Annotated in this window: 16 protein-coding genes and 2 tRNA genes; 9 read left to right on the top strand and 9 right to left on the bottom strand. The window is 55.8% G+C overall.

Annotation, left to right across the window (positions count from 1 at the left end; genetic code table 11):
- Nucleotides 1-192: 192 nt before the first annotated feature.
- From H5T64_03255 to H5T64_03225, 7 genes are all read left to right on the top strand, one after another.
- Nucleotides 193-879 (top strand): ABC transporter ATP-binding protein, encoded by a 687-nt coding sequence (locus tag H5T64_03255; GenBank protein ID MBC7263358.1) that lies wholly within the window; start codon nt 193-195, stop codon nt 877-879.
- 61 nt (nt 880-940) lie between these two features.
- The gene (locus tag H5T64_03250; protein ID MBC7263357.1) at nt 941-1,396 is read left to right on the top strand and encodes a hypothetical protein; all 456 of its coding nucleotides are present in this window, start codon (nt 941-943) and stop codon (nt 1,394-1,396) included.
- A 16-nt stretch (nt 1,397-1,412) separates the two neighbouring features.
- A complete protein-coding gene (locus H5T64_03245) occupies nt 1,413-2,990 on the top strand; it encodes an efflux RND transporter periplasmic adaptor subunit (GenBank protein MBC7263356.1) in 1,578 nt (525 codons plus the stop codon).
- Between the two features lie 4 nt (nt 2,991-2,994).
- Nucleotides 2,995-4,230: an ABC transporter permease gene (locus H5T64_03240; GenBank protein MBC7263355.1), complete on the top strand. Its 1,236-nt coding sequence runs from the start codon at nt 2,995-2,997 to the stop codon at nt 4,228-4,230.
- A 135-nt stretch (nt 4,231-4,365) separates the two neighbouring features.
- Nucleotides 4,366-4,743 (top strand): hypothetical protein, encoded by a 378-nt coding sequence (locus H5T64_03235; protein MBC7263354.1) that lies wholly within the window; start codon nt 4,366-4,368, stop codon nt 4,741-4,743.
- Between the two features lie 164 nt (nt 4,744-4,907).
- Entirely contained in the window at nt 4,908-5,612 is a 705-nt protein-coding gene (locus H5T64_03230) for a response regulator transcription factor (GenBank protein ID MBC7263353.1), read from the top strand.
- A 1-nt stretch (nt 5,613) separates the two neighbouring features.
- On the top strand, nt 5,614-6,996 hold the full coding sequence (locus H5T64_03225; GenBank protein MBC7263352.1) for a HAMP domain-containing protein: 1,383 nt from the start codon (nt 5,614-5,616) through the stop codon (nt 6,994-6,996).
- Nucleotides 6,997-7,000: 4 nt separating this feature from the next.
- Here H5T64_03225 and H5T64_03220 read toward each other — a convergent pair whose 3' ends face one another.
- Nucleotides 7,001-8,701, bottom strand: coding sequence for an alpha-glucosidase C-terminal domain-containing protein (locus H5T64_03220; GenBank protein ID MBC7263351.1), 1,701 nt, complete (start codon nt 8,699-8,701; stop codon nt 7,001-7,003).
- 165 nt (nt 8,702-8,866) lie between these two features.
- Between H5T64_03220 and H5T64_03215 the strand changes: the two genes are divergently transcribed.
- Both H5T64_03215 and H5T64_03210 read left to right on the top strand, forming a co-directional pair.
- Nucleotides 8,867-9,589, top strand: coding sequence for a metallophosphoesterase family protein (locus H5T64_03215; GenBank protein ID MBC7263350.1), 723 nt, complete (start codon nt 8,867-8,869; stop codon nt 9,587-9,589).
- Nucleotides 9,590-9,664: 75 nt separating this feature from the next.
- A tRNA-Pro gene (locus tag H5T64_03210) sits at nt 9,665-9,738 on the top strand.
- 117 nt (nt 9,739-9,855) lie between these two features.
- Here H5T64_03210 and H5T64_03205 read toward each other — a convergent pair.
- The 8 genes from H5T64_03205 to H5T64_03170 all read right to left on the bottom strand — a co-directional run bounded on the left by H5T64_03205 (nt 9,856) and on the right by H5T64_03170 (nt 15,786).
- Nucleotides 9,856-10,638: a type III pantothenate kinase gene (locus H5T64_03205; GenBank protein ID MBC7263349.1), complete on the bottom strand. Its 783-nt coding sequence runs from the start codon at nt 10,636-10,638 to the stop codon at nt 9,856-9,858.
- A gap of 73 nt (nt 10,639-10,711) precedes the next feature.
- Complete coding sequence (locus H5T64_03200; GenBank protein MBC7263348.1) at nt 10,712-11,287, bottom strand: ECF transporter S component; 576 nt, start codon at nt 11,285-11,287, stop codon at nt 10,712-10,714.
- A gap of 15 nt (nt 11,288-11,302) precedes the next feature.
- Entirely contained in the window at nt 11,303-12,181 is an 879-nt protein-coding gene (locus H5T64_03195) for an energy-coupling factor transporter transmembrane protein EcfT (protein ID MBC7263347.1), read from the bottom strand.
- Nucleotides 12,174-13,046 carry an energy-coupling factor transporter ATPase gene (locus H5T64_03190; protein MBC7263346.1) on the bottom strand — a complete coding sequence of 291 codons (873 nt, stop codon included), beginning with the start codon at nt 13,044-13,046 and terminating at the stop codon, nt 12,174-12,176. The genes H5T64_03195 and H5T64_03190 overlap by 8 nt, the downstream gene beginning before the upstream one ends.
- Before the next feature lie 5 nt (nt 13,047-13,051).
- Nucleotides 13,052-13,891, bottom strand: coding sequence for an energy-coupling factor transporter ATPase (locus H5T64_03185; GenBank protein MBC7263345.1), 840 nt, complete (start codon nt 13,889-13,891; stop codon nt 13,052-13,054).
- Nucleotides 13,892-14,077: 186 nt separating this feature from the next.
- Nucleotides 14,078-14,992 (bottom strand): pseudouridine-5'-phosphate glycosidase, encoded by a 915-nt coding sequence (locus H5T64_03180; GenBank protein MBC7263344.1) that lies wholly within the window; start codon nt 14,990-14,992, stop codon nt 14,078-14,080.
- A gap of 28 nt (nt 14,993-15,020) precedes the next feature.
- The gene (gene udk, locus H5T64_03175; protein ID MBC7263343.1) at nt 15,021-15,644 is read right to left on the bottom strand and encodes a uridine kinase; all 624 of its coding nucleotides are present in this window, start codon (nt 15,642-15,644) and stop codon (nt 15,021-15,023) included.
- 68 nt (nt 15,645-15,712) lie between these two features.
- A tRNA-Arg gene (locus H5T64_03170) sits at nt 15,713-15,786 on the bottom strand.
- Nucleotides 15,787-15,851: the final 65 nt, after the last annotated feature.

Below are 15,851 nucleotides of genomic sequence, written 5' to 3'. Positions count from 1 at the left end.
AAATCTTAACAATTGTGTGTTACAATATATTCTAATCTCGTGGCTATACTCTGCCGAGTGTATGTCAGAGCGTTTCAAAACAAACGCTTTCTGTACCTAACCAGTGCCATTGAACACTGACTCTCAAGAGTGGGTCCGAAGAGGCACAGTGTTGGTACTTGGGCTCACAAAAAGGGGGAAGGGATGAATCCGATCATCGAACTGACAGACATAGTGAAGATCTACAAGATGGGCGCTGTGGAGGTCCACGCCCTGCGCAACGTCTCTCTAAACGTGAATGAGGGTGAGATAGTGGCCATCATGGGTCCTTCTGGGTCCGGCAAGTCCACTTTGCTGAACATCATCGGTTGTCTGGACCGACCTACTTCAGGCAACTACCGCTTGGCCGGCGAGGATGTAAGCACGCTCAATGACGATCGGCTGGCCGCTATTCGCAACAAACACATCGGCTTCGTCTTCCAAATGTTCAATCTATTGCCCCGAGCCACTGCTTTGGATAACGTCGAATTGCCCCTCATATACGGAGGTGAACGGGACCGCCATCGCCGGGCAATGGCTGCCCTCGAACGGGTAGGCCTGGCCGATCGGGCCAAGCATCGGCCCAATCAATTATCGGGCGGAGAACAGCAGCGGGTGGCTATCGCTCGTGCTCTAGTCAACGAGCCAGCCATCATCCTGGCCGATGAACCGACGGGGAACCTAGACAGCAAGGCCGGGCAAGAAGTGATGGCCATCTTGAAACGGCTGAACCAGGAGCAAGGAATTACCATCGTCCTGGTGACACACGAACCGACAATTGGTGCGCAAGCCGGACGCATCGTCCGTATGTTGGATGGACAGATCTCGGATCAGACCTCAGGCACTGACAAAGGTCATTAAGAAAGTTGTGCAAGACATTGCGTCTGTTAGATTGCAGACATTGTAGGGAGGAGTTGAGATCATGAAGAAAATCACGATCGGTTTAATCGCCATAGCGGTTCTGGCCGTCGTCGCAGGTGGAGCCTTCTGGGGCGGGATGAAGGTAGGTGAAAACCGGGTTATGCAGAATCCAGCCCTGTTCTTCCAGCAACGAGCCCGAGGCCAAGGTGGTCAGTTTGTGATTCCGTTTCAGACCCCACAGCCCGGACAGAGCGGCGTGCAGAGAGTAGGTGGTGGCATTATGGGCACCATCGAAAAGATCGAGGGCAATGCTTTAGTCGTGAGCACTGAGGAAGGAACCCTCCGCGTGCAAACGACCGATACCACCTTGATTGAGAAATACATGTCTGTGAACGTGGGAGACCTGCAGACGGGCGAGCGGGTGATCATCTCAGGCACTCGGAACGATGATGGCAGTATCACTGCTCGCTCCATTCAGTCCATGCGGGCACTCCCATCCGCGACACCCAGCCAATAGGAAGCGAGGTGGGAAGATGAAGCAGTTAAAGCCCCTATTCAAATGGGCGCTGCCGGTGATCCTGGTAGGTGCATTGGTCTTGCTGGGAGTCCGAGTGCTGCGAGGCCAGAGTCAGACAACCGACTTCAGTCAGGTGGTAACAGTGGAGCGAGGGAACCTGGTGGCGACCATCAATCCCACCGGCGAGGTCTATGCCCCACGTCAAGCACAGCTGAGTTTCGACGTCACCAAGGTCCCACTCATTGAACTCAACGTTACGCCAGGCCAGCAGGTGCGCAAAGGAGACGTGCTGGCTCGCATTGACCCCTCCTCACTCCAAAGGGCGGTGGACCAGGCAAAATCGGAACTGCTCTCGGCGGAGGACGCGCTGGAAAAGGCGAAAAACCCCTACACCGAACTGGATCGGCAGAAAGCCGAACTGGATGTGGCTCTGGCTGAGGCTGCGTTGGCGGAAGCCAAATTGGATACCCCAGAGAAAGCACTGCAAGACGCGATCCGTGCGCTACAACAGGCCAAGGACAGGCTGGCTGCCCTGCAAAACGACCACTCGATCCAGGAGCAGATTGATCGCTTGCAGTGGCTAGCCAACGTAGCCGAAGTAGAACACGGCAAACTGCTGGAGGGTCCGATTTCTACCGAGGAAGGAAGAGATCGCGAACTCCTGGCCTACAATCGCATGCTTGATGCCAAAGACGCCTTGGAGGTAGCCAAGGCCCGGGCCGCCTTGGATCTGCTCAACGCCCAGAATGAAGTCATTGAGGCCGAGGAGACATTAGCCGGGCTACAAGCAGGCCTGGCACAGGCCCAGGCCCGCAATAAAGTCGCACAGGCCGAATACAACCTGGCCAAAGCAAAAGACACCCTGGCCACCATCTTGGCCGGCCCCGATCCCAAAACCGTCCAATTAGCCCAGGCCCGCTACGATGCCGCCAAAGCAGCCCTCGAAGATGCCCAGACCGCCCTCGATGCAGCCACTATGGTCGCACCCTTCGACGGCACTGTCATCTCCGTGGGCGCAGAGGTGGGAGATCTCGTCTCCTCCAACATCACCGTGGTTACCCTGGCCGACCTCTCCAATCTGCGAGTGTTAGCCATCGTAGACGAGACCGATATCAGCCAGGTGGAAGTGGGACAAGAAGCAGAGATCACCTTCGATGCCTTCCCAGGATGCAAGTTCCAAGGCAAAGTGCTCGAAGTCCCCCTGGAGGGGAAACTGGTGCAGAATGTGGTCAGTTACGAAGTGCCCGTGAGCCTCGAAGGCGCAGACGATGTCCCTCTACGCCCAGGGATGACCGCCAACGTGAAGATCATAGTAGGACGACGCCAGAACGCCTTATTGCTACCAGTGCTGGCGGTACAGCAAGGAGAAGAAGGGAACATAGTCATGGTGCAAGACCCCTCCACCGGCACCGCGGTGGCGACACGGGTGGAATTAGGATTGAGCGACGGAACATACGTTGAGGTATTGCGTGGCCTCAACGAGGGCGACCAGGTGGTGCTCCAGTACTCCTCAACGACGCAGCAGACAGGTATTTTCCGTGGCTTCGGGGGCTTCTTCGGTTTTGGTTCCCGGGTCGTCGTACAAGGGAGATGAGGCTATGAACGTGATCGAAAGCGTGAAGATAGCCTTGCAGTCCATTGCATCTAACAAGTTGCGCGCCGGGCTGACGATGCTGGGCATCATTATCGGCGTGGGAGCGGTGATCGCCCTGGTGGCCGCTGGCGCCGGGGCCCAGGCACAAGTAACGGAGCGGTTTGAGAGCCTAGGTTCCAACCTGCTGGTCATCTCACCAGGAAGGGTCTTTGTGCGCGGCGTCTCTATGGGAGTCGCCAGCGCCCAGAGTCTGACCAACGATGACGTGGAGGCCATCACCCGTCTGGCCAACTCTGTATCTGCCATCGCGCCAGAATACTCCACTCGCGCCCAAGTAGTGTACGGCAACAAGAACACACAGACCACCGTCCTGGGGGTTACTCCGGAGTATCTCACAGTGCGCAACTGGCAGATCGCACGAGGCCGTTTTATTGAAGAACTGGACCTCAAAAGCCAGGCCAAGGTGGTTGTACTGGGGGCATCGGTGGTTGAGGACCTCTTTGGAGAGGCAATGCTCATTGATCCCCTGGGCAAAACGATCAAGATCAACCGTCAAAACTACGAAATTGTGGGCATCATGGCCAGCAAAGGAACTGCCGGCGGCTTCCAGAACTTGGACGACCAAGTTTTCATTCCTCTGAGCACGGCCCAGATCAAGTTTGGCGGGGCAGGCAACAGATCACTGCAAGCCATCAATGTGCAGGTAGTTTCTGCGGACAAGATGGATTTGGCCCAGGCGGAGTTGACCGCCATCCTGCGGGCCAGCCATGGCCTGACGATGGGCCAGGCTGATGACTTTATCATACAAAACCAGGCCCAGATCGTGGAGATGGTGCAGGAGACTTCACAGACCTTTACTATGCTGCTCAGCAGCATAGCAGCCATCTCTTTGGTAGTAGGGGGCATCGGCATCATGAACATCATGCTGGTCTCCGTAACCGAGCGGACGCGAGAGATCGGCATTCGCAAGGCGGTGGGAGCCAAACGACGCGACATTCTGGCCCAATTTCTCGTGGAGGCAGTGGTACTTAGCCTTACGGGTGGGCTCGTTGGCGTTCTAGCCGGTTATGGTGCTGCGCGAGTCGTTACCCCGCTGCTGGGAGGTACTCGTGCTCTGGTTACCCCTGAAAGTGTGATTATGGCGCTGAGCGTATCCATCGCGGTGGGGCTCTTCTTTGGCATCTATCCGGCCAGCCGCGCCGCGGCCCTGAACCCTATCGACGCATTGAGATATGAGTAGCAGGTTTTCAAATGACACCGTGATCCCCTCATAACAGGGGCCTTTCTTGGCCGCCCGGTATTGGTATAATGTGCTTGGTTATCGGAGCGAGCATCTAAGAAAAAACCAAGTTTCCTGACTCAGGGGGATAGAGTGATGTCTAAGACATGGAAATTGGCAATTGGAGTGCTTGTGATTCTCGTGGTCCTTTTTGGACTGGGCCTGCTCCATTGGGGAGAGATAGTCTATTGGCGCAGTGGTGGTGAGCGCGGTTGGAGCTTGGGAGCGGCCGTGTACCGGCTACTGGGATGGGGAGTCAAGGCATACCGTTCCGATTTTGGTTGGAGGCCATTCGACGGCAGACACCTCACCCTTGGGCGCGGGTTCATAATGTGGCGCGCCTGGCTACTCCGCGTCGCGGGCGGGCTAATGCGCTTGGTGTTTTTCGCGGCACTGGTTGTACTAGCCTTTGTAGCCGGCCGTTACTGGCACAAGTCACCGCCTGCTGCAGGCCCCACCCCGTCAACGCAATAAGTAAGTGTGTTGCGTCGGCAAATCGGGAAAGTGAACACGGACGATGGTGTTACTATCCTTTTTGGGGAGATGGGCATACTTTTCCGGCATAAGCAGTAGCACCTGGAAAATATTACAGCTCGTAACTAGCGGTAAGAAATTGATCGGTTTCGGAGTGTAGATTGGTGGTAGCCAGAAAAGTTGACCGGAATATACTCGTCGTGGACGACGACAAAAAAGTAGTCGAACTGATCAAGTTGTATCTTGAGAAAGATGGTTATCGGGTATTGACTGCCTATGAGGGTCGAGAGGCTCTGGGATTAGCCCGCCAGAAGCGACCGGATTTGATCATCCTAGATCTAATGCTGCCAGGTATGGATGGGCTTGACATCTGCCACGTTCTGCGAGGCGAGGGCAACCAAGTGCCCATCATCATGCTCACTGCCAGGACTACAGAGGAGGACAAATTATTGGGCCTGGAGTTAGGGGCCGACGATTATGTGACCAAACCCTTCAGCCCACGAGAGCTCCTGGCTCGGGTGCGGGCTGTGCTTCGGCGGGCAGGCGAAGGGGAGCAAGAAGGCCCGCCAGAGGTGCACTTCGGTGATCTGGTGGTGGATTTTGTTCGTCATGAGGCCCGGGTACGAGGACAACCCGTCCATTTAACACCCAGGGAATTCAAATTACTGGAGACACTGGTCAAGGAACCAGGGCGTGCCTTCACCCGTTTGGAACTCCTGGATCGAGTCTTTGGTTTCGATTACGAGGGTCTGGAGCGCACCGTGGACGTCCATGTGATGAACCTGCGCAAGAAAATCGAACCCGACCCTGGGCATCAAACCTATATCCAGACAGTCTACGGGGTAGGTTACAGATTCGCCGAGGAATAAGATGTTCCATAGTCTGCGCTTTCGCCTGCTTCTAATGATGAGCCTCGTGGTGATGGTTGCGGTAGGGACCGTCGCTCTGTCCGCGAGCCGCGCCACCACTAGCGAGTTCCAGCGCTATATCGAATACGGTGGGATGATGCGCCACCAGCGATTCGAGAACGTGTTGGCTATGTATTACCGTGCTAGCCAGAACTGGGACGGTGTGCAGCCTTTGGTAGAGCAGATGGGACAGATTACCGGCGAACGAATCATTTTGGCTGATGGGATGGGGAAAATTCTCGCCGACTCAGACCGGAAGTTGGTAGGGCAAGTGGTTAGCCAAGATTGGCCCGGGCCTGTTGCGCTTATTACTTCCAGGGGCGTGCCGGTTGGCCTGGTCTACATTGGCCCACCCAGTGAACCCGGGAGCCGTGCTGGTGAGGGGACCTTCATTGGCACAGTGAACCGTTCGCTTATACTAGCGGTCTTGGCTGCGGGATTTGCGGCAGTGGTATTGACGTTATTCCTCTCCCGTCGAATTCTACGTCCGGTCGAGGCTCTGACAGCCGCCGCGCGCAGGATGGAGAAAGGCGACCTTAGTCAGCGAGTGGGAGTGCAATCCAAGGATGAGATCGGCGAACTGGCCCGCGCCTTCAATGCCATGGCGGATGGCCTGACCCACCTTGACCAATTGCGACGCAACATGGTAACCGACGTGGCCCACGAACTGCGCACCCCGCTTTCTAACATCCGCGGTTACTTGGAAGCCATAAGGGAAGGGATGATGAAGCCGGACCCGACAGTGATCGACTCCCTCTATGAAGAAGCGATGCTGCTGAGCCATCTGGTGGATGATTTACAGGAACTGGCCTTGGCCGAAGCAGGACAACTCAGGCTGGTGCGTCAGCCACTGGCTCTGGCAGATGTGGTGGAAAGAACGGTGAATGCGCTTCAAACCCAAGCGGCTGAAAAAGGACTCTCCCTCCATGTGGACGTGCCGGCGGATCTACCACTCGTGGATGCCGATCCAGAGCGAGTGGGGCAGATATTGCGCAATTTGCTAACCAACGCCATGAACTATACGCCAGCAGGTGGAGAGGTGACCGTAGCAGCCAGAGCAGTAGGCTCCGAGGTTGAGGTGAGTGTTCGAGACACGGGGATAGGCATCGCCCCCGAACATTTACCCTATGTCTTTGAACGATTCTACCGAGCGGATAAGTCGCGGGCACGGACGACAGGCGGAGCGGGGTTGGGGCTAGCCATCGTCAAGCAACTAGTAGAAGCCCACGGAGGGCGCGTCTGGGTGAAAAGCGAGGTCGGGAAGGGTTCAGAATTTACCTTTACGTTAACAGTAGCGCCAGTGGATTCCCCTACTGAACACTTAGATAGAAGCGCCTCCTCGTAGCGTTTTATTGGCGTTTTAGCAAGATCACGTATCCAGCCCGTGGAGACAAGACAGGCACCGGCTTGTAACCCTGGAATCCTCCTGCACTGGTGACGCGCACTTCCCCTGCGTCTTCCCCCGTAAGCAATTCCTGTCCCACATAGGTCCCGAACTTCATAGGGCTGCCCTCCCGCGCAGAGAGGGCGTACGATTCAATTGGTTTATCTGAGAAATTCAGGACCACCACAATATCTTCGCTTTCATTATGACGAAGGTAAGCGTACACCAGACGGTTATCGGTGCCCAGCAAAGTAAAACTGCCGGTGCGCAAGGCCGCATGTTGCATTCGCAGCCTAATCAACCGCTTGTAATGATTGAGAAGAGAGTCGGGATCATCCTGCTGCGCAGTGACATTCTTAGTGGTGTAGTCTAAGTTGACGGATGTCCACGGGATGCCAGTAGTGAAGCCAGCCCGTGGGGCGTCGGACCATTGCATGGGCTTGCGGATGTAAAGGTCGGGCTTATTGCCAGCCATGCCGATCTCCTCTCCATAATATATGAAGGGGATGCCAGGTGAAGTCAGGTAGATGGTCGCGGCCAGGCGTGCTTTCTCCTCACTGCGCCCTAGTTGCGAGAAAACGCGCACCTGATCGTGGTTGGAGAGAAAAATGGCATACTGATGGTCACGGTACGAATTTTCCACCAACAACTGGGCAACCTTCAGCCGGGCTGGGCTACCCTCGTTGATGCTAGTCAGAATAGCACTCGCCAGATCGAACTCGAAGCAAGCGTCCAGTTGATCGCCCACGTAGGGCGCAACGTCTTTGGTCGGAGACCACACTTCGCCAACCACGAACGCATCTGGTTTCACATTTTTGTAGAAAGCGCGGAAGCGGCGCAGCCAATCGTGAGTGGATTGAGTATTTTCCTGGCGCTGATCTTCCTCAATGAGATGCTTGATCGCATCGAGCCTCAGTCCATCCGCACCCATATCCTCTAGCCAGAAGCGTACTACCTCCAGCATCTGTGCCGTGACCTCCTCGTTGCGGTAATTGAGGTCAGGCATAGACTTACCAAATACTCCATAATAATATTGCTCTCGAGCAGGAAACCAGACATCTTGTCCCCAAGGCCCTTTATAACTGGGGTTGGTCTCTGACCAGATATACCAGTCATAGTGCTCGGCCTGTGGGCCGGTCTGGGCATTCACAAACCAAGGGTGTTTCTCCGAAGTGTGGTTTAACACCATATCTACAATAACGTAGATGCCGCGTTTGTGTGCTTCTTCAACCAGACGGTGGAAAGTCGACTCATCGCCGTAATCCGACTCCACACTAAAATAATCCGTCACATCATAGCCGTGATAACTTGTTGCTTCGCAAATGGGCATGAGCCAAAGGCCAGTGATGCCCAGATCACCGGTGGTCTCGGGGTCGCCATCATTCAGATAGTCTAATTTCTGGATCAAGCCCTCCAGATCACCGTATCCATCGCCATCGCTATCATAGAAACTGCGCACCAGCACTTCGTAGAAAATGCAATCGTCCCACCAGCGGGTAGGCGATTCAATGACCGTGGTCGCAGAAGGGGTCGCCACCTGGGTAGGAGCAAGGGTAGCGGTAGGAAGGGGCAAAGCTGTCGGTGTAAAGGTTGGTTGTTGCAGAGCACAACTTGTCAGAACAAAAACAGTGATTAGGAACGTAAATAAGAGGTCACGTCTGCCCATCGTTTCCCCCAAGGGAGAATGCAGAATTGCACTTTAGTATAGCCAATGCCGACCAAAGTGCGAAACAGCATCGCTACTGCGTCCCAATGACCGAGGGTCAAATGGTGTCGAAAGTTTGCTTCCAGCCAGTGGCGCTGTATAATGACCACCTAAGGAGGGCCGAACATGCGCATCGTTACGTTCTCGGACATTCACGCTAATATTCACGCCCTTGACGCTGTGCTCGCGGACCTGGCACAACACAAAGCCGATCACGTGGTATGTCTAGGCGATTTGGTTGGCTACGGCGCATTTCCTAACGAAGTTATCTTCCGGCTACGCGAATTGGGTGTCCCCACCATTCAGGGTAACTATGACGACGGTGTAGGTTACGACCGCGATGATTGCGGCTGTGCCTACCGCGAGGAAGAGGAGGTGCAGCGCGGGCAGCAGTCGCTCCTATGGCATCGGGAACACGTTACAGCAGAGAACAAAGCGTTCCTACGGAGCCTTCTCCCTCGTGTGGAATACAGAGTCGGTGGCCTCCATGTAGTGTTGGTGCACGGCAGCCCGCGCAGAACCAATGAATATTTATTTCAAGACCGTTTAGAAAGCAGTGTAATCCGGCTTATGGATATGGCGGCGGCTGACATCCTCGTCTGTGGTCACACTCACCTACCATATCACCGCATCCTCTCCGGTGGCCGCCACGTGATTAACGATGGATCTGTAGGAAAGCCGAAAGACGGCGACCCACGTGCCTGCTACGCAGTAATAGACGTGGATAATGGCAAGCTGAGAGTGCAGTTCCCGCGTGTGGAATACGATACAGAGGCTGCTGCGCGGGCCATTGAGAAGTCCGGGTTGCCGGCAGAGTTCGCACAACATATCAGAACGGGCATCTCTTAGATCATTTTGTTACCCCATACCCTCTCTTTTTCACTTTTGGCAGTTTTGTGCTATAATTTTTACAGAATATCCTATCGGGGCGTAGCGCAGTCCGGTAGCGCACTTGAATGGGGTTCAAGTGGTCGGAGGTTCAAATCCTCTCGCCCCGACTACCACTCTGAAAAGGGCTTGATGCTTGTGCAAATGAACAAATGACCAGTTATGTCTAGTAACTGGTCATTTTGTTTTCCCCGAATCGTGCGTCCTGTGACAGCATCACCCCGTTGTTATCTCAGCCCTCCCTCAGAAGCATTTCGCTCGCTGATGATGCGGATTCCCTCCAGGGTCAACCAAGGATCCACTTCATCAAACACGTGCGTGAGGGAAGCAATGACAGGGGCTAGTCCCCCGGTGGCGATGACTTTGGCATGCCCACCCAGTTCGCCTTGGATACGGGCAATGAGACTCTCCACCAGCCCGACGTAACCGAATATCAGACCAGACTGCATAGAATGAACGGTGTTTTTGCCAATGGCTGTGGGTGGTGGGATCAAGTGAACACGTGGCAATTGGGCAGTGCGGGCCGCAAGGGCGTCGGCAGCGACTCCCAGCCCTAAGGCAATGGCTACACCCAGGAAATCGCCGTTCTTGGCGATAGCGCTGAATGTGGTCGCGGTGCCGAAATCCACTACGATACAGGCGGTGCCGAAGCGCTGATAGGCGGCCACAGCATCACATACTAAGTCTGCACCCAGCTCCGCGGGGTTGTCAATCCGAATGCGCATCCCAGTTCGCACGCCCGGGCCGATGATCAATGCTTGCTTGCCCAAATAGCGCTGGCATAGTTCACTGAAAACGCCCGTCAACGGAGGCACCACGCTGGCTACCGTAACCATCGTGATCTCGGTGAATGAACACCCTCTATCCGCCAGCAACTGCTTCAGGAGCATGGCGTACTCATCCGGCATAACGTCCGGGGCGGTGCGGATACGCCACTGAGCCAGCCACTTGCCGTCGCCATGCAGGCCGAGAACGATGTTGGTATTGCCAATGTCAATGCAAAGCAGCATACTTTTTCTCCTCATTGTTTAGTTCAAGGGACTGCGCCCGTGCAGTCCCTTGAACTTGAGTGGCCACTGGACCTTACAACTGTGATTTGCGTCTCCCCGTCTCAATACGCTTCCAAGCCCCCACAACGGCGAGGGTTAGAATTGCGGCCACGACAGCTTCGGGCAGGCCGTTGCTGATGACAATGGGCGGAAGTGCAGCCCAGGGTAGGTACTTGTACAGCCCAATGGCACCCAACACCAACACGGTGTTCGTCAGAGTGCCCAAGACACCCGCCAGGATCAGTGCCACTGGTTCATTGATACCCCGCAGGGCCTTGTATCCTAGCCAAGCCACAATCCCTATGAACAATCTGGGGAGAACTGAGATGATAGGGTTCTGGAACCAGACGTCCACCGGGCCGGTTGGCGCCAACACAGCCTGGATCATGCTGAACAACCCGAAGATGAGGCCGATGGCCGTGCCCACTAGAGGCCCTTCCAGAACTGCGCCGATGATCACTGGCACGTGCATAATGGTAATGGCCACACCTGCCACCCACGGGATAAAGCCCAGGTGACTCCAACCCAAAAAGATAGCCACTGCCCCCAGCACTCCAGATATGACGATTTTTCGCACTGGCGTGGACCGAACTGCTGTTTCTGTACCCATAGTTCCCTCCTTGAATTACATTAGATTTTGCAGAATCCGCCAGGCCACAAGGTCGGCGGAAAAAATTCCAGTCGCAATGGCCACAGCCAAAACAGCGAAGATGAGAAACAAAACCAGATAATCCACGCACGAGGCATGCAAATGAATCAAATGTGTGCGCCCCCTGCCCCCGGTGTAACAACGGGCTTCCATTGCCAGGATGAGGTCCTCCGCCCGTTGGAGGCTGGATAAGAAAAGTGGAACCAGCAAAGGGATTAGTTTGCGCGTCCGTTGGATAAAATTCAGCTGACGTCCGCCGCCAAAGTCCGCGCCCCGCGAGGCCTGGGCCTTCATCAACCGCTCTGTTTCTTCAGCCAGCAAAGGCACAAACCTGAGAGCAATGTTGACCATTAGCGCGAATTCATGAGTGGGCAGGCCTAGGCGCTGTAATGGCCTGAGTAAGTGCTCAGTGCCGTGGGTCAATTCTGTAGTTGTGGTAGTAAAGGAAAGCAGGCTCAAACCCCAAACCATCACTGTGAATCTCAGAAAAAGCAAAGCGGCAGCGATCAAATCTCTAACCGTCAGGGTAATAAACCACCACTGCGCCAGTACCACCGTGTTCACATCATTCTGGGGGATGGCCACCACCTGGAGCAAAGCCAAGAGGACCAGGAAGGGCCACATCGGCTTGATGCCAGAAAGTCCATACCCCAGCGGGATGTGGGCCACTATGAACCCGACCACTACTATTGTCAGGACGAAGGTTAAGCCGGTCAGACTGGAGGTCGCAATAGCGCCCACGACCAACAATATCCCCATTGCTAGTTTGGCTCTGGGGTCCACCCGATGTAGAAAGGACCCCGTGGGCAGGTACTGCCCAAGAGTCACCGAGCGTAGCAGTTCGAATTCAGACACGGTAGACCAATTCCGTGATCGCCTCAACGACTTCTTCCATTGTCAGTAGAGTTGCGGGTATTTGGCAACCTCGCTGGTGGAGACTTCGCACTACCTGGGTCGCGGTCGGTAAGCCAAGCCCATGTTCCAGGAGAAAACCAGGATCGCTGAATACCTCGCGAGGTGTCCCCTCGCGGATGATTTGCCCATCCACCAGCACGTACAATCGGTCAGCCAACAGAGCCAGATCATCCATGTTGTGCGACGTTAGCACAATAGATCGCTCACTCTGATCCCGCCAACGAGTAAGCAAGGATAAAAGGGATCGATGTCCATGGGGATCCAATCCTGCAGTCGGCTCATCTAATAGCAACACCTGCGGTTCCAATGCTAACACGCCAGCCAATGCCAACCTTCGCCGTTCACCTCCACTGAGGGTGAGAGTCAGCCGGTCTTTGTATGTATCAAAGGGCAAGCCCGCTGCGTCCATCGCCGCTTTCACACGAGTGCGAACTTCCGCCAAAGGCAAACCCATATTGCGGGGCCCGAAAGCGACGTCGTCGCCTGCATATCGTTCAAACAGTTGGTCCTCTGGGTACTGGAAGAGGAGTCCAACCCGTCGGCGCACCCGGCGCACATCCACAGAGGGATCACCCAAGTCCATACCAAGCACACGCACCATCCCCCGCTGGGGGCGAAGCAGGCCGTTGAGATGCTGCAGCAAAGTGGATTTGCCCGAGCCAGTCGGCCCCACTAGTCCCACTATCTCCCCAGGCCAAACCTTGAGACTGACCCCGCGGAGGGCCACTGCCTCCAAGGGTGTCCCTTTCAGGTAGGTGTGATGCAAATCTTCCACTTCGATCCAGGGTGTACCATCCAGCGCCATCGAGATCACCTCGTTGTTGGGCACACTGCATCGGCGAACGCGTCCACTGTCAAAATGTCGGTGGGAAACCCCGGTTGACGCTCGGCCAGCAGATGGGCCAATCGAGAGATCGGAGGCACATCCAAGCCGAGACGACGCAGTGCACCAGCGTCGCTGAACACTTGAGCAGGGGTACCCTCCATTGCTACCCGGCCTTCATGTAACACTACAACTCTGCCTGCCTCCACTGCTTCCTCCATCATATGCGTCACAGCAATGATCGTGGTGCCTTCGTGGTGGAGGCGACGAACTGTCTCAAGCAACTGCGCCTGACCAACCGGGTCCAGCATGACCGTTGCCTCGTCCAAAATCAGGCAACGCGGCTTCATCGCCAAAGCCGCAGCGATAGCCAACCGCTGTTTTTGCCCCGCCGAGAGGAGGTGAGAGGCGCGTTTGGCCTGAGCCAAGAGCCCCACTGTCTCCAGGGCCCAGGCTACACGCGCGGGCAGTTCTTCATCAGGGACGCCGAGGTTCTCCGGGCCGAAAGCCACATCTTCTTCCACCACCGTGGCCACAATTTGGTTGTCCGGCACTTGAAAGACCATGCCCACTGTCTGACGGATGTCACGGATATGATCCGCGTCGCGAGTGTTCCAACCATTTACCCAGACGTCGCCTTTGGTGGGTAGGAGCAGGGCATTCAGGTGCCGGACCAGGGTAGATTTGCCCGAACCGTTAGCACCAATGATAGCGACATACTCCCCCTTCTGAATGTTCAAATGGATGCCACGCAGGGCAGGAATTCCCCCTCCCCGACCTATGGGGTAGACATATTCCAGATTTTCCACACGGATCAGCGGTTCCATTATCCTTCGCCAAAGTGCTGGGAAAACAAATTGCGGGCCCCAGTCACGCCGGAAACCCGCAAGCCACGAAGACCAAACCTGCGGTCGTCTCGGTCGCACACGATCCAAGCGCCTGGGGTCTTCCCTATTCGCTTGAAGGTAGGTAAACCTCACCCCCGCTCGTCTGCGGTGGATGGTTTAATATTATCATAGCACAAAAGATGTCATTTGTCCAACTACAAAGGCCCGGGCGATACGTGCGCCCACCCGAGCGTTGTTGACCAATAGGCTGAGATTAGCGCGCAGGCTACGTCCCTGTGTCAATTCAGCAACTCGAGCCAAAATGAAGGGCGTGACCATTTCCCCGCGTATGCCTTTTTCTTCTGCCAGCCGAACTGCCTCTCCGATGGCGCTTTCGGCTTCCTCGCGAGGCAGTTCGTCCTCCCTCGGCACAGGCACCGTTACAAGCACTGCAGCCTGGAGTCCTAATTCATCTCGCGCCCGGGCAATAGCCACGACTTCCCCTGGTCCATCTACACGCATATCCACCGACAGCTCGCTCTCCCGGGTGTAGAAGGCCGGGAAGTGATCCGTCTGGTATCCCAGAACAGGCACGCCAAGCGTCTCCAAGCGCTCCCGGGTTGCCTCCAGGTCCAAAAGCGCTTTGGCCCCTGAGCAGACCACTATCATAGGCGTGCGGGCCAGTTCCTCCAAGTCCGCCGAGACATCGAAAGGATGACCGCGGTGTACTCCCCCGATGCCGCCGGTGACGAAGACGCGGATGCCCGCCTTATGTGCCAAAGCCATTGTCCCGGAGACTGTCGTGGCCCCATCCAGTCCCTTGGCTACGACGATGGCCAAATCGCGCCGGCTACATTTGCGCACCTCTTTGCTCCGGGCGATGTACTCCATCTGAGCATTGTCCAAACCTATAATGGGTTCGCCGCTGAGGATAGCGATGGTGGCTGCGATCGCGCCCTCGGCACGTATGGCCTGTTCCATTGCCTGGGCCACCTGCAGGTTCTCCGGAAAAGGAAGGCCGTGGCTGATGAGTGTGGACTCCATGGCCACAACGGCCTCACCGGCATCCAAGGCGCATTTCACATAGGGGTGTATTCGCATAGCATTGCTAAGTTTGGAGAAAATGGGTTTACTCACCCAGCAAAGACAGAATTCGCGCCGTCACCAAATCCAGGGCCACAACGTTCTGTCCCCCAGTCGGGATAATCACGTCGGCATAGCGTTTGGAAGGCTCCACGAATTCCAGGTGCATCGGGCGCACGGTAGCCAGGTATTGTTCGATCACCGAGTCCACCGTGCGGCCTCGCTCTGCCACGTCACGCTTGAGGCGACGGATGAAGCGCAGGTCAGCGTCTGTATCCACGTAGATTTTGACGTCCATTAAGTCACGGAGCGCCGGTTCGGCGAGGAGGAGTAATCCCTCAATGATGATCACCGGACGTGGTTCGACATGTCGCGTTTCGGGCAGCCGACAATAGCAGGTGAAGTCATAGACGGGCACCTCAACGGGTCGGCCGTTCCGCAAAGACTGGAGGTGTCGGATGAGGAGATCGGTCTCCAGTGCATCGGGATGGTCGAAGTTGAAGCGCCTTCGCTCCTCGAAGGGCAGGTGGCTGAGGTCTTTGTAGTACGAGTCGTGCTGGATATAGGCGATGCGCTCTCGGCCCACGCGATCGAGGATAGCCTCGACTACGGTCGTCTTGCCCGACGCCGTTCCACCAGCGACACCGATGATCAGGGAAGAGATAGTCATAAGGCTCACAAAACTGTACAAGCAGAAGCCAACTCGCCCCGAAAAATGACCTCTCACTACCCGGACAGCGCCCCTGGAGGGACTCGAACCCCCGACGACAGGGCTTAGGACGCCCTCGCTCTGTCCACTGAGCTACAGGGGCATTCGTTCACATCCATTATAGCATAACCGAAGCGAACGCAAAATCGCGTGATGTCTCATAACCTC

Source organism: Chloroflexota bacterium (assembly GCA_014360825.1).
Taxonomy (GTDB): Bacteria; Chloroflexota; Anaerolineae; order UBA2200; family JACIWT01; genus JACIWT01.
This window is presented reverse-complemented; position numbering and strand designations above follow the sequence as displayed.